The sequence below is a fragment of the Microbacterium sp. USTB-Y genome (assembly GCF_023703415.1).
Lineage (GTDB): Bacteria > Actinomycetota > Actinomycetes > Actinomycetales > Microbacteriaceae > Microbacterium.
On sequence record NZ_JAGMTU010000001.1, the window covers coordinates 22,228 to 35,638 of the forward strand.

At 73.3% G+C, this 13,411-nt stretch carries 12 protein-coding genes; 8 read left to right on the forward strand and 4 right to left on the reverse strand.

What is annotated here, in order from left to right; all coding sequences use genetic code 11:
* Positions 1-34 precede the first annotated feature (34 nt).
* Both J8G10_RS00095 and J8G10_RS00100 read right to left on the reverse strand, forming a co-directional pair.
* On the reverse strand, positions 35-700 hold the full coding sequence (locus J8G10_RS00095) for a response regulator transcription factor (protein WP_251438440.1): 666 nt from the start codon (positions 698-700) through the stop codon (positions 35-37).
* A 73-nt stretch (positions 701-773) separates the two neighbouring features.
* On the reverse strand, positions 774-2,033 hold the full coding sequence (locus J8G10_RS00100; RefSeq protein WP_251438441.1) for a TRAM domain-containing protein: 1,260 nt from the start codon (positions 2,031-2,033) through the stop codon (positions 774-776).
* 56 nt (positions 2,034-2,089) lie between these two features.
* Here J8G10_RS00100 and J8G10_RS00105 point away from each other — a divergent pair, with 56 nt between their 5' ends.
* Positions 2,090-2,749, forward strand: coding sequence for a nucleoside triphosphate pyrophosphatase (locus J8G10_RS00105; RefSeq protein ID WP_251438442.1), 660 nt, complete (start codon positions 2,090-2,092; stop codon positions 2,747-2,749).
* A 127-nt stretch (positions 2,750-2,876) separates the two neighbouring features.
* Positions 2,877-4,646, forward strand: a complete 1,770-nt coding sequence (locus J8G10_RS00110) for a biotin carboxylase N-terminal domain-containing protein (RefSeq protein WP_251438443.1) — start codon at positions 2,877-2,879, stop codon at positions 4,644-4,646.
* Between the two features lie 85 nt (positions 4,647-4,731).
* Here the strand turns inward: J8G10_RS00110 and J8G10_RS00115 are convergent, their stop codons facing one another.
* Entirely contained in the window at positions 4,732-6,180 is a 1,449-nt protein-coding gene (locus tag J8G10_RS00115) for an NAD(P)H-quinone dehydrogenase (RefSeq protein ID WP_251438444.1), read from the reverse strand.
* Between the two features lie 95 nt (positions 6,181-6,275).
* On the opposite strand from J8G10_RS00115, the gene J8G10_RS00120 reads away from it, so the two are divergent.
* From J8G10_RS00120 to J8G10_RS00130, 3 genes are read left to right on the forward strand one after another with little or no spacing between them, the layout of a single operon-like run.
* The gene (locus tag J8G10_RS00120; RefSeq protein ID WP_251438445.1) at positions 6,276-7,106 is read left to right on the forward strand and encodes a purine-nucleoside phosphorylase; all 831 of its coding nucleotides are present in this window, start codon (positions 6,276-6,278) and stop codon (positions 7,104-7,106) included.
* Complete coding sequence (locus tag J8G10_RS00125) at positions 7,103-8,797, forward strand: phospho-sugar mutase (RefSeq protein ID WP_251438446.1); 1,695 nt, start codon at positions 7,103-7,105, stop codon at positions 8,795-8,797. Before J8G10_RS00120 ends, J8G10_RS00125 begins: the two co-directional genes overlap by 4 nt.
* 2 nt (positions 8,798-8,799) lie before the next feature.
* A complete protein-coding gene (locus J8G10_RS00130) occupies positions 8,800-9,054 on the forward strand; it encodes an HPr family phosphocarrier protein (RefSeq protein WP_251438447.1) in 255 nt (84 codons plus the stop codon).
* A 7-nt stretch (positions 9,055-9,061) separates the two neighbouring features.
* Here J8G10_RS00130 and J8G10_RS00135 read toward each other — a convergent pair whose 3' ends face one another.
* A complete protein-coding gene (locus J8G10_RS00135; protein ID WP_251438448.1) occupies positions 9,062-10,996 on the reverse strand; it encodes a PRD domain-containing protein in 1,935 nt (644 codons plus the stop codon).
* Positions 10,997-11,154: 158 nt separating this feature from the next.
* Here J8G10_RS00135 and J8G10_RS00140 point away from each other — a divergent pair, with 158 nt between their 5' ends.
* From J8G10_RS00140 to ptsP, 3 genes are read left to right on the forward strand one after another with little or no spacing between them, the layout of a single operon-like run.
* Positions 11,155-11,466 (forward strand): PTS sugar transporter subunit IIB, encoded by a 312-nt coding sequence (locus tag J8G10_RS00140; RefSeq protein WP_251438449.1) that lies wholly within the window; start codon positions 11,155-11,157, stop codon positions 11,464-11,466.
* Positions 11,463-11,744: an HPr family phosphocarrier protein gene (locus J8G10_RS00145; RefSeq protein WP_251438450.1), complete on the forward strand. Its 282-nt coding sequence runs from the start codon at positions 11,463-11,465 to the stop codon at positions 11,742-11,744. Before J8G10_RS00140 ends, J8G10_RS00145 begins: the two co-directional genes overlap by 4 nt.
* Complete coding sequence (gene ptsP, locus J8G10_RS00150; protein WP_251438451.1) at positions 11,744-13,396, forward strand: phosphoenolpyruvate--protein phosphotransferase; 1,653 nt, start codon at positions 11,744-11,746, stop codon at positions 13,394-13,396. The genes J8G10_RS00145 and ptsP overlap by 1 nt, the downstream gene beginning before the upstream one ends.
* The last annotated feature ends 15 nt before the right edge of the window (positions 13,397-13,411 follow it).

The window sequence follows — 13,411 nt, forward strand, 5'->3', positions numbered from 1 at the left end:
CTCCCGCCGCGGCGCCCTCCGCGGGACGCCGGAGTCAGCCGACACTCTGCGAGTCCTCCTGAGCGGTCTCCACGATGCCGTCCTCCATGGCGCGTCGCAGCAGGTCGACCTTGGTGGGCGCGGGGCGCCCCACCTCCACGTACTTCACCCGGATCCGGGTGATGTTCTCCTTGGCCGTCGAGTAGGCGACGCCGAGCCGCTCCGCCACGACCTTCAGCGGAAGGCCGGTCGCGTACAGGCGCAGCACCTCGCGCTCCCGCGTGGAGAGCTGCGCATCGGCGAACGCCGTGTCGCCGTCGACGGCGTTGGCCCACTCCACGTTGTTCAGCGCATCCCCGCGGGCGACCGTGCGCACGGCGGCGATCACGTCGTCCAGCGGAGAGGACTTGCTGATGACGCCGGCCGCCCCGGCGGCGAGGGCCTCGCGCACGGCGACCGGCCGATCGGCGACGCTGTGGATGACCACGCTGGATCCGTCGATGACGAGTCGCGTGACGTTCTCGGTCACCGTCGTCCCGTCGCCGAGGGTGAGATCGAGCAGCACCACGTCGGCCGGCACCGTCAGGGTGCGTCCGCGCGCTTCGAGGTACTCGGCGACGCCGGCGCCCGAGAACACGACGTCGAAGTCGGCCCGCTCGAGCGCGGCGGCGAGTCCCAGACGAACGGACTCGTGGTCGTCGATCAGGGCTACGCTGCTCACGGTCTCACCCTATCCCGTGCGGGCGCGCGGATCCGGCCACGCCGGAGCGCGGAACCGGCGGTGCCGGACCGGCCTATCGGGTGAGCAGCGCGACCGTCTCGAGGTGGTGCGAGTGCGGGAACAGATCGAAGGCCCGCATCCGGCGCGGTTCGAAGCCGAGCCCCCGGAACGTGGCGAGGTCGCGGGCGAGTGCGACCGGATCGCAGGCGACGTACACGATCGCGGCGGGGTCGAGCGCCGCGACGTCCTCGACCACGGCGCGCCCGGCCCCGGACCGCGGCGGGTCCAGCACGACCGCACCGCCGGCGACGTCGCGCAGGCCGGGGTCGTCCGCCTTCAGGAACCGGTCGACGCGCGCGGTCACTGCCCGCACGTCCAGGTCGCTCAGGTTCGCGGCCGCGTGCCGGGTGGCACGCGGGGAGGACTCGACGGTGGTGATGCGCCGCGCGCCGGCCCGCGCCAGCGTCGCCGAGAACAGCCCCACGCCGCCGTAGAGATCGAGGTGCGCGGCCTCGGCGTCGACCGCCCCTTCGAGCAGATCCGCGACCGCGCCGTCCAGCAGCCCTGCGGCGGCGGGGTGGATCTGCCAGAACCCGTCGGCATCGAGGGAGAACGAACGCCCGGCCGCCCGTTCGACGATCGTCTGCGGCGCGGCCCGTCGCGGACCGCGACGTCCGCTCCGGCCTCGCGCCTGGCGCTCCGACTCGGGCCGGAGCACCTGGCGCACTTCTCCGTCGGCGGGTTCGATGAGCTCGATCCGCCCCTCGGGCAGTCCACCGAGCCGGCGGGCCGCGGCGTCGATCGCGGGACGCGCGAGCACGTGCTCGGCGACGGGGACGACCCGGTGGCTGCGCGCCGCGAACGGCCCGATCCGCCCGGCATCGTCCACGTGCAGGGTGACGCGGGTGCGCCAGTTCTCGTCGACGCCGGTGGCCTCCACCTCGGCGGCCTCGAGCCCTCCGCCGGCGAAGCGGTCCAGCGCCTCCTGCAGCACCCGGCGCTTCAGGACGCGCTGGTGCCCGATCTCGATGTGCCCGAGATCGGCGCCGCCCGGCCGCTGCTCCGGGGCGCGCGTCACGTCGGCCTCCGGCCAGACGTGGGGTCGCCGGTGCGGGGACGCGTCGAGCACCTCGACCGTCTCGGCGCGCCAGAACGAGCGCGTGTCGGCCCCGTCGGCCGGTGCGGCGAGCCGCGCACGCACCCGCTCGCCCGGGATCGCGTCGGAGACGAACACGACGCGGCCCTCGTGCCGGGCGATGAACACCCCGCCGTGCGCGATCGCGGTCACGTCGAGGTCGAGAAGGGCGCCCTCGGACGCGTCGGAATCGCTCACCCCTCGATCATCCCAGACCTCGGGGTCCGTGGATCCCGACCCGATAGCGTGGGTGCATGCGCGTGTGCCTCGCCTCCACCTCGCCCGCCCGGCTCGCCCTGCTGTGGCAGAGCGGCATCGAGCCGATCTGCGTGAGCCCCGACGTCGACGAGGACGCGGTCGCCGCCGCGGAGGCCGAGCGCCTCGGCCGGCCGCTCGCGCCGGAGGAGGTCGTGCTGCTCCTCGGACGTGCGAAGGCGGCCGAGGTCGCCGGCCGCATCCACGAGCTGGATCCCGGTTTCGCGGGGATCGTGATCGGCGGCGACTCCATGTTCGAGATCGACGGCGCCGTGCACGGCAAGCCCCACGAGCCCGCGCGCGCGATCGCGCGCTGGCATGCGATGCGGGGCCGCACCGGCGTGCTGCACTCCGGGCACAGCGTGATCCTCGTGCGTCCCGATGCCCCCGCCGAGGAGGTGCACGCGGTCGCGGAGGCCGCGGTCACCTTCGCCGCCGACGTGGACGACGCCGAGATCGAGGCCTACGTCGCCACGGGGGAACCGCTGCTCGTCGCGGGAGCCTTCACGGTGGACAGCCTGGGCGGCGCGTTCATCGAGCGCGTCGAGGGCGACCCCTCCACGGTCGTCGGGATGTCGCTGTCGACCCTGCGTCGCCTCGCCGGCCGGCTCGGGATCCGCTGGACCGACCTCTGGAACGCCGTCCCTGGCGCCTCCTGAGCGCGACTCCCGCCGCGCGCCCGCCCGACGTCGGCCCGGCCCTTCGTAGGATCCAGGACGTGAATCCTCCGGATTCTTGTGGAGGGTCGTCAAAAATATCGGCGGCGCTGTCGATAGGCTGACACTCATGCCTGACATCGCCAAGGTGCTCGTCGCCAACCGCGGCGAGATCGCCGTCCGCATCATCCGCGCTGCGCGCGACTCCGGTCTCTCCTCCGTCGCCATCTATGCGGACCAGGACCGTGACGCCATGCACACCCGTCTCGCCGACGAGGCCTACGCCCTCGACGGATCCACGAGTGCGGAGACCTATCTGCAGATCGACAAGATCCTCTCGATCGCCCGGCGCGCGGGCGCGGACGCCGTGCATCCCGGTTACGGCTTCCTCGCCGAGAACGCCGAGTTCGCCCGTGCCGTCATCGGAGCGGGCATGGTCTGGATCGGCCCCTCCCCCGAGGCGATCGAGGCGCTCGGCGACAAGGTGACCGCCCGTCACGTCGCCGAGAAGGTCGGCGCCCCGCTCGCGCCGGGCACCCCCGGCCCCGTCGAGACGGCCGCCGAGGTGGTCGCCTTCGCCGAGCAGGTGGGCCTTCCGATCGCGATCAAGGCCGCATACGGCGGCGGCGGTCGCGGTCTCAAGGTCGCCCGCGAGCTCGACGAGGTCGCCGAGCTGTTCGAGTCCGCCACCCGCGAGGCCGTCGCCGCCTTCGGCCGCGGCGAATGCTTCGTGGAGAAGTACCTCGACAAGCCGCGCCACGTCGAGACCCAGTGTCTCGCCGATGCCGAGGGCAACGTCGTCGTCATCTCCACGCGCGACTGCTCGCTGCAGCGCCGTCACCAGAAGCTCGTCGAGGAGGCCCCCGCGCCGTTCCTCACCGACGAGCAGAACGCGCTCCTGTACTCCGCGTCCAAGGCGATCCTCAAGGAGGTCGGCTACGTCGGCGCGGGGACCTGCGAGTTCCTCATCGGCGCCGACGGCACCGTCTCGTTCCTCGAGGTGAACACCCGCCTGCAGGTCGAGCACCCGGTCTCCGAGGAGGTCACCGGGATCGACCTCGTCCGCGAGCAGTTCCGCATCGCCGCCGGCGGCACCATCGACTACGACGACCCCGCCCCGCAGGGGCACTCGATCGAGTTCCGGATCAACGGCGAGGACCCCGGCCGGGGCTTCCTGCCGCAGCCGGGTCCCGTGCACGTGTTCAAGACGTTCGGCGGCCCCGGCATCCGCCTCGACTCCGGCGTCACCGCAGGCGATGTGGTCTCCGGCGCGTTCGACTCCCTGCTCGCGAAGATCATCGTGACCGGCAAGGACCGCGCCGAGGCGCTGGAGCGCTCGCGCCGCGCACTCGACGAGTTCGAGGTCTCCGGCCTGCCGACCGTCCTGCCGTTCCACCGCAAGGTCGTCAACGACCCCGCCTTCACGGCGGAGGACGGCACCTTCGGCGTGTACACGCGCTGGATCGAGACGGAGTTCGTCAACGACATCCCGGCGTGGGACGGCGAGCTCGAGGCCGCGGCCGAGCCGAAGGGCCGCCACACGGTCGTCGTCGAGGTCGCCGGCAAGCGCCTCGAGGTGAGCCTGCCCGACCGCGTCGCCGCGTCCGTCGTGGGCACGGGCGGACGCCCCGCGGCGGTGCCGCCGTCGCGTCGCAGCCACGCCAAGACGGTGAACGCCGGCGCCTCCGGCGATGCCGTGAAGTCGCCGATGCAGGCCACGGTCGTCAAGGTCGCGGTCGAGGAGGGGCAGCAGGTCGTCAAGGGCGATCTCGTCGTGGTCCTCGAGGCGATGAAGATGGAGCAGCCGCTGCAGGCGCACAAGGACGGCGTGATCGGCAACATCAACGCCGACGCCGGCGCGACCGTGTCGGCCGGCCACCAGCTCCTCACGATCAGCTGACCGGATCCGCAGGCCCGAAGGCCGCAGGACCGCGATACGACGAAGCGGCGCTCCCGGAAGGGGGCGCCGCTTCGTCGTGTCCGCGTCAGTTGGCGATGTACACCTGGTGCATCGCGCGGGTCGCGTCGGTGATGCTGCTCGTGATCGACGGGTAGGCCGCGAACACGCGGGACACCTGGTCGACGTTGAGGCGGCGCTCCACGGCGATCGCGAGCGGGTAGATCAGCTCCGAGGCGCGCGGGGCCACGATCACGGCGCCGATGACCGTGCCGGATCCCTTGCGGGCGATGATCTTCACGAAGCCGTCGCGGATCCCCTGCATCTTCGCGCGCGGGTTGGCGGCGAGCGGCAGCTTGTAGGCGATGCCGTCGGCCACGCCGTCCTCGATGTCCTTCTCGGAGAAGCCGATGGTCGCGATCTCGGGCGCGGTGAAGATGTTGGCGGTGATCTTCAGCTTCTCGAGCGGGATCACGATGTCGCCCAGGGCGTGGAAAACGGCTGTGCGGCCCTGCATCGAGGCGACGGAGGCGAGCGGGAAGAAGTTCGTGCAGTCGCCGACCGCGTAGATGTTGGAGACCGAGGTGCGAGCGACCCGGTTGACGCGGATGTGCCCCGAGGCGGTCAGCTCGACGCCGACGTCCTCCAGGCCGATCCCCGCGGTGTTCGGGATGGATCCGACCGCCATCAGGCAGTGGCTGCCCTCGACCGTGCGCCCGTCCGAGAGCGTCACCATGACGCCGTCCGCCGTGCGCTCGACCTTGTCGGCGCGGGACTTGGACAGCACCCGCATCCCGCCGCGCTTGAAGACCTTCTCCAGCACGTGCGCCGCGTCCTGGTCCTCGCCGGGGAGCACCTGGTCGCGGCTGGAGATCAGGGTGACCTTGGCGCCCAGGTTCATGTACGCCGACGCGAACTCGGCGCCGGTGACGCCGGAGCCGACCACGATGAGGTGCTCGGGCAGCGTCTTCATGTCGTACAGCTGCGTCCAGGTGAGGATCCGCTCGCCGTCCGGCTTGGCGGAGTCGAGCTCGCGCGGGGACGCCCCGACGGCGACGATGAGGGTGTCGGCCTCGACCCGGTCGAAGTCGGTGCCGTCCACGGACGTGGACACGACGATCGCGTTCGGACCGTCCAGGCGGCCGTGGCCGGAGAGGATCGTCACCCCCGCGTCGAGCAGGGTGGTGCGCATGTCCTCGGACTGCTGGCCCGCGAGCGCCATCAGCCGCTTGTTCACGGCGGCGAGGTTGATCGCGACCTGCGGCTTGAGCGGCTTGCCCTCGGCGCCCTTCGCGTAGAACTGCACGCCGAGGTCGCTGGCCTCGCTGATCGCCACCGCGGCGTCGGCCGTGGCGATCAGGCTCTTCGAGGGCACCACGTCGGTGAGCACGGCGGATCCGCCCACGCCGACCCGTTCGACGAGCGTCACCTCCGCCCCGAGCTGTGCGGCGGCGAGCGCCGCCTCGTATCCGCCGGGACCGCCGCCGAGCACGGCGACACGCTGAGAGCGCTCGAACATCAAGGTCATGGGATCCATTCTTCCGCATCCGCACCGCGGGGACGATCCGAGCCCGCGCTGCTCTTCCGCGCCCTCCTCCCCCGCCGCGAGCGCGGGGCCGTATCCTCGTTCTCATGGCTGATCAGACCAACCCCCTCGACGACCCGAGCGCCGACCCCTTCGCGATCGCTGCGGAGGCGGCGTCCGACATCCATCGCCTGACCGGCGTCGAGCACCACGACATCGCCGTCACGCTCGGCTCGGGCTGGAGCAAGGCCGCCGAGCTCATCGGAGAGACCGTCGCCACGATCCCCGCCACCGAGGTCACGGGCTTCTCCAAGCCCGCCCTCGAGGGCCACGTCGGGACGCTGCGCAGCATCGTCACCCCGGACGGGAAGCACGTGCTCGTCATCGGCGCCCGCACGCACTACTACGAGCGGCACGGCGTCCGCCGCGTCGTGCACAGCGTGCGCACCGCGGCAGCCGCCGGGGCGAAGACGATGGTGCTCACGAACGGCGCGGGCGGGATCAAGGAGACCTGGAAGGCCGGCACTCCGGTCCTCATCAGCGACCACATCAACCTCACGGCCGACTCCCCGCTCGAGGGCGCCACCTTCGTGGACCTCACCGACCTGTACTCCCGCCGCCTGCGGGACCTGGCCCGCACCATCGACCCCACGCTCGACGAGGGCGTGTACTGCCAGTTCACCGGCCCGCACTACGAGACGCCCGCCGAGGTCCAGATGGCGAAGCACCTGGGGGGCCACATCGTCGGCATGTCCACGGCGCTCGAGGCGATCGCCGCCCGTCAGGCCGGCATGGAGGTCCTCGGCTTCTCCCTCATCACGAACCTCGCCGCCGGCATCCAGAAGACGCCGCTCAGCCACGCCGAGGTCATCGAGGCGGGACGCGAGGCCGAGCCGGTGATCTCCGGCCTGCTGGCCCGCGTGATCGGGGCGCTGTGAGCGGCCAGGAGGCGGCCCTGCTCGCGCAGGCGCGGGCCTGGCTGCGGCAGGATCCGGACCCGGAGACCCGCGACGAGCTCGCCGGCCTCATCACCCGGGCCGGATCCGGGGACGAGGCGGCCCTCGCCGACCTCGACGACCGCTTCTCCACCCGTCTCGCGTTCGGCACCGCCGGCCTGCGCGGCGAGATCGCGGCGGGATCCAACCGGATGAACCGCGTGCTCGTGGCGCAGGCGGCGGCCGGATTCGCCGCCTACCTGCACGAGAAGGCCACCCCCGGCACGGCGCCGACCGTCGTCATCGGCTACGACGGCCGCAAGAACTCCCGCGTGTTCGCGAAGGACTCGGCGGAGATCTTCGCCGGCGCGGGGCTGCGGGCCGTCCTGCTGCCGCGCCTGCTGCCGACGCCCGTGCTCGCCTTCGCGGTGCGCCACCTCGGGGCCGACGCGGGCGTCATGGTGACCGCGAGCCACAACCCGCCCAACGACAACGGCTACAAGGTGTACCTCGGCGGCGCGGACCAGGGGTCGCAGATCGTGTCCCCGGCCGACGCCGAGATCGCCGCGCACATCCAGCGGGTGGCGGACCGCGGGGACGCCCTCGCGATCCCGCGCTCGGAGTCCTACGAGACCGCGGGCGAGGACGTCGTGGACGCGTATGTCGCCGCGACCGCCGCCGTGGCGCCCGCCCCGGTCGGGACCGCGGGCCTGCGCTGGGTCTACACCGCCATGCACGGCGTCGGGTGGGAGACGTTCTCCCGCATCATCGGCGAGGCCGGCTACCCCGCGCCCTGGACCGTGAGCGAGCAGCGGGACCCGGATCCGACGTTCCGCACGGTCTCGTTCCCCAATCCGGAGGAGCCGGGCGCGATGGACCTCGCCTTCGCGAAGGCGCGCACGCTGGGCGCCGAGCTCGTGATCGCGAACGATCCCGACGCCGACCGGCTCGCCGTGGGGATCCCCGACGAGACGGCCGAAGGAGGCTGGCGCCGGCTCACCGGCAATGAGGTCGGCCTGCTGCTCGGGTGGCGCGCCGCACGCGCCGCGACCGCGGACGGCCCCGCCGCCCCCGGCACCTCGCTCGCCTGCTCGCTCGTGTCCTCCCCCGCCCTCGGCGCGGTCGCGGAGCGCTACGGACTGGACTTCCACGAGACCCTGACCGGCTTCAAGTGGATCTCGCGCGCTCCCGGCATCGCCTTCGGCTACGAGGAGGCCCTGGGCTACCTCGTTAACCCGGACACGGTACGCGACAAGGACGGCATCTCCGCCGCGGTGGCACTGCTGGGCCTCGCCGCGCAGGCGCGGGCCCGCGAGGCGACGCTGGCCGACCTGCTCGAGGAGATCGCCGCGGAGGTCGGGCACTTCGCGAGCGGACAGGTGTCGATCCGCGTCGAGGACGTCGCCGTGATCGGCCGGATCATGGCCGCGCTGCGGCAGGATCCCCCCATGGCGTTCGGCGAGATCGCGATCTCTTCGTCCGAGGATCTGCTCGTCGCGACCTCGGGCGCCCCGGCCGGGGACGTGCTGCGCTACCGCCTCTCCGACGGGTCCCGCGTGATCGTGCGCCCGAGCGGCACCGAGCCCAAGCTCAAGGTCTACATCGACGCGCAGGCCGACTCCGGCGCGGCCGCACGCGATGCCGTCGCGGCGCTCGACGCCGCGATCAGGGACCTGCTGGCCCGGCTCGGCTGACGATGGCGAGCCGTACGGTCGTGATCCGCGCAGCGGGCGGCGCGCATGCGCGTCCCGTCGCGGAGCTCGTACGGCTCGCCCTCGCCCACGAGGGAGCCGTCGAGCTCACGACGTCCACGGGCCGCACCGTCGATCTCCGCAGCGTCCTCGCGGTGATGGATCTGGCCCTCGGCGCGGGCGACGAGGTGGTGCTCACGGCGCAGGGCGCGGACGCGGAGGGGCTGCTGGACGCGCTCGCGCGGGTGCTGCAGGCCTGACCGCGCGTCAGCCGTCGATGACGGCGACGAGCTCGTCCAGGAAGCCGGCGAACGTCGCGCTCCTGCGGACGATGCGCTGCACGCTGTCGCCCTCGCCGAACACCTCCACGAGCTGCTCGAAGACGGTCTGGAACGCGTCCCGGTCCTGCTCGCTGAAGGCGGCGAGCGCGACCACCCGCACGCGACCCGTCCCCCAGGCCACCGAGCCCGCCGCGACCCCCACGGCGATCGCCGTGCGCTGCGCCGTCATCTGCAGCGCATGCGGCACCGCGAGCGCGTCGCTGAACGCCGTCGAGGAGAGCCGCTCGCGCTGGATCGTGTTCTCGATGTAGTCCTCGCCGATCAGGCCCGCCTGGAGCAGACGCCCGCCGAGGAGGCGGATGATCTCCTCCTCCCCCGCATCGGGCAGCGGGGATACGAAGGCGTCCGCGGACAGGTAACGGGAGAGCTCCTCGCGCAGCCGGGTGAGCCGGCGGGCGCGCCGCAGCCGGGCCGCCGCCTGCTGCACCCGCTCGACGTCGGCCTCGGTGAGGAACGGCTGGATGAGCACGACCCGCTCTGCGGCCCCCGGCAGAGGGACCGTGCTGAGCACGAGGTCGGTGTCGATCTCGTCCTCGCCCGGATCCATCGCGGTGATGACGCGCACGACCTCGATGCCCTGCCCGAGCGAGTGGTCCACGCGGGAGCGGAGCACCTCGTGCAGCTCGTAGTAGCCGGGGCACACGATCGTCGCGGTGAGCAGGGTCTCGGCGCGGCGACTGCGCTCGAGCCGTCCCCCGATGTGCATCGCGACGTAGGCGATCTCGTCGTCGTCGGCGCGCAGGCCCAGTCGCTCCTGCAGGCCGCTCACCACCGACACCGCGACCTCGAAGAGCATCGGATATGCCGACTTCAGCGAGCGCGTGAGCGGATTGCGGGTGCGGGACTCCTCCTGCACGCGCCGCAGCAGATTCTGCACGTGCAGCGCGAGCCGGAGCACGAAGGCGTCGTCGTCCAGGTCCACCTGATAGTCCGTCGACGCCTGCCGGACGACCCCGCGCACCGCGGCCTCGACGACGGGATCGAGCCCGGCCCGCGCCAGCGTCGCGGGATCCGTGCCGCCCGGCGTCACGATCCGCGTCAGCACCAGCCGGGCGAGATGCGCCAGGTCGCCCGCGCCGAGCTCGACCCCGAGCTGGGTGCGGGCGAGACGGCCGATCACCCCGGCGACCGGATCCTCGACGGGCTCCGCGCCCGCGTCGCCGCCGTCCAGCTCCCGCCCCGCCGCCACCCGATCGGCGGCGATCGCGATGTGCAGGAGGACGTCGGCGATCGCGAGCTCGTTGACGTAGTAGCCGAGGTCGCTCAGCGCCGCGACGAGCGCCGTGCGGAACGGCCCGACCGCCTCGGCCGGGATCGTCCCGCCGCCGAGGGCCAGCCGGAACGGATCCACCGGGAACTCCGCCGCGTCCATCTCGTCGTGCGCGAGCCGGCTCAGCAGCCGGCGCTGCTCCCGTTCGCCGCCGCGCAGGCGCACGATGTCGCGGTCGCGCTCCAGCACGAGCCCGCCGTCCGCGGACGCACCGTCCAGCAGCGAACGCACCTTCGCGAGATCCGCCTCGAGGGTCGCCTCGCTCACGTGCAGGCGCTCCGCGGTGTCGAAGACGTCGATGCCGTCCGCCTCGTCCAGGAGTGAGCGGACCAGGACGTGCAGGCGCGCCCGCGGCGTCGCGTCATCCCCCGAGCGCGCGGCGAGGGCGGCGCGCGCGGACGCTCCGGCACGGTAGCCCGAGGCGCCGGACAGCACGGCGTCTCCTCCGGGCACCCGCGCGTTGAGCGCCGTGACGTAGGCACGGACGCTGCGCGGGGTCACCCCGAGCAGATCCGCCAAACGCGGGCCCGCGATCCACGCGTCCTCACGCAGCAGCGCGCTCAGCAGCCGGTCCTGCCGTCGAGTCGACACCCTTGTCCCTTCGCCTTCCCCGCGCTCCGCACGGCCCTCTTCATGATGTCAGGATCCGCGACGCCGAGGGGCGGAACCGTCGTTCCGCCGGGGCGGAAGAGATCCTGGTGGCCCCGGTCCCCCCTCCCTCCGAAGAATGGCCGGGAAGGGATGAATCGATGAGGATCCAGGTGATCTGCGGCGCCGGTGCCTCCAGCACCTTCGTCGCCGGACGGCTGCGCAGAGCAGCACAGGCGGACGGCCACGACTGGGAGGTCGCGGCCGCTTCGGTGGACCGCATCGACCCCTTCGCCGATGTGCTCCTCGTGGGCCCGCACATCGCCGGACGACGCGAGGAGATCGGCGCGCGCGCACCGCGCGCCCGCATCGCGGTACTCCCGGAGGAGGCCTTCGCCGACCTCCGGGGCACACGCACGCTCGCCCTCGTCGTCGCCCTCCTCGACGAGAACGCATCGAAAGGAACGTCATGACCGCGCTCACCCGCACCGTCCGCATCGGCTCCTCGCACGGGCTGCACGCCCGCCCCGCGAAGCTCTTCGCGCAGGCCGCCAAGGAGACCGGGATCCCCGTGACGATCGCGAAGGACTCGGGCAAGGCCGTGAACGCCGCGAGCATCCTCGGCGTCATCGCGCTCGGCCTCGAGCAGGGCGACTACGCGACCCTCACCGCCGAGGGCGACACCGCCGAGGCGGCCCTCGACCTGCTCTCCGACCTGCTCTCGACCGACCACGACGAGGGCGCCGCCTGATGGCCGCGCTCAGAGGCGTCGGGATCGGCCAGGGCGTCGCGACCGGGCCCGTCCAGCGAATGTCGGAGGCGCTCCCGGCGCCGGAGCAGGCGCCGAGCACGGCGGGCGCCGCTGCCGAACGGGTGCGCGTGCAGGAGGCGATCTCGCACGTGGCCGCCGATCTCACCCGGCGCGCCGGGGCCGTGGACGGTGCCGCGGCGGAGGTGCTCGAGGCGCAGGCCATGATCGCCGAGGACCCGACGCTCGCCGACGAGGTCGAGGAGCGGATCGCCGCGGGTTCCACCGCCGAGTGGGCCGTGCACGACGCCTTCGCCGGCTTCCGCGCCTCCCTCGAGGCGGTCGGCGGCTACCTCGGCGAGCGCGCCGCCGACCTCGACGACATCGCGCAGCGCGTGCTCGCGCGGCTCCGCGGCGTCCCCGCCCCCGGCGTCCCCGACCCGGGCCACCCGTTCGTGCTCGTCGCGCGCGACCTCGCGCCGGCGGACACCGCGCTGCTGGACCTCGACAAGGTGCTCGCGCTCGTGACGACCGACGGCGGGCCGACCTCGCACACCGCGATCCTGGCGCGAGAGAAGGGCATCATCGCGCTCGTCGGAGTCGGGGACGCGACGGTCCTCACCGACGGGGAGACCGTGATCGTCGACGCCGCGAGCGGCACGGTGACGACGGAGCCGACCGCGGAGGAGCTCGAGAGGGCCGCCGCGCGCGCCGCCGAACGCCGCGCCGCCGACGACGCCCCGCCGAGCCCCGGCGCGCTGGCGGACGGTACGCCGGTCGCCCTGCTCGCGAACCTCGGCAAGCCCGGCGACGCCGCCGACGCGGTCGCCCGCGGCGCCGAGGGCGTCGGCCTGTTCCGCACCGAGTTCCTGTTCCTGTCCGCGACGCACGCGCCGACCGTCTCCCAGCAGCGCGAGGCGTATCGGGAGCTGCTCTCCGCGTTCGCCGGCAGGAAGGTCGTCGTCCGCGTGCTCGACGCCGGCGCCGACAAGCCCCTCCCGTTCCTCAACGACGCGCACGAGGAGAACCCCGCGCTCGGGCTGCGCGGCCTGCGCGCGCTCCGGGCCAGCGAGGACATCCTGCGCGAGCAGCTCACCGCGCTCGCCGAGGCGGATGCGGAGACGGAGGCGGACCTGTGGGTCATGGCCCCCATGGTCGCCACGGTCGAGGAGACCGCGTACTTCACCGCCCTCGCCCGGGAGCACGGGCTGCGCACGGCCGGCATCATGGTCGAGGTCCCCGCGTCGGCGCTCCTCGCCGAGCGCCTGCTCGCGCACGCCGACTTCGCGTCGATCGGGACGAACGACCTCACCCAGTACACGATGGCCGCGGACCGCCTGCTCGGATCCGTCGCGTCCTTCCAGGATCCCTGGCACCCGGCGGTCCTGCGCCTGGTCGCCGAGGTGGCGCGGGCCGGCGGCGCGCTCGGCAAGCCCGTGGGCGTATGCGGAGAGGCCGCCGCCGACCCGCTGCTGGCCGTCGTGCTCGCCGGGCTCGGCGTCGGCTCGCTCTCGATGGCGCCCGCCGCGCTGGCGGATGTGCGCCACGCCCTCGCCGCGCACACCCTCGACGACGCCCGGCGCATCGCCGCCGCCGCGCTCGACGCGGACGACGCCGCGGCGGCGCGCGCGGCCGCCCTGGATGCCGCCGGATAGTCCCGCCCCTCAACT

Excerpts from the sequence above, each read along its gene's own strand:
- J8G10_RS00140 (WP_251438449.1), top strand. The coding sequence starts at position 11,155 with ATGAGGATCCAGGTGATCTGCGGCGCCGGTGCCTCCAGCACCTTCGTC.
- J8G10_RS00130 (WP_251438447.1), top strand. The coding sequence starts at position 8,800 with ATGGCGAGCCGTACGGTCGTGATCCGCGCAGCGGGCGGCGCGCATGCG.
- J8G10_RS00105 (WP_251438442.1), top strand. The coding sequence starts at position 2,090 with ATGCGCGTGTGCCTCGCCTCCACCTCGCCCGCCCGGCTCGCCCTGCTG.
- J8G10_RS00115 (WP_251438444.1), bottom strand. The coding sequence starts at position 6,180 with ATGGATCCCATGACCTTGATGTTCGAGCGCTCTCAGCGTGTCGCCGTG.
- J8G10_RS00110 (WP_251438443.1), top strand. The coding sequence starts at position 2,877 with ATGCCTGACATCGCCAAGGTGCTCGTCGCCAACCGCGGCGAGATCGCC.
- ptsP (WP_251438451.1), top strand. The coding sequence starts at position 11,744 with ATGGCCGCGCTCAGAGGCGTCGGGATCGGCCAGGGCGTCGCGACCGGG.
- J8G10_RS00145 (WP_251438450.1), top strand. The coding sequence starts at position 11,463 with ATGACCGCGCTCACCCGCACCGTCCGCATCGGCTCCTCGCACGGGCTG.
- J8G10_RS00120 (WP_251438445.1), top strand. The coding sequence starts at position 6,276 with ATGGCTGATCAGACCAACCCCCTCGACGACCCGAGCGCCGACCCCTTC.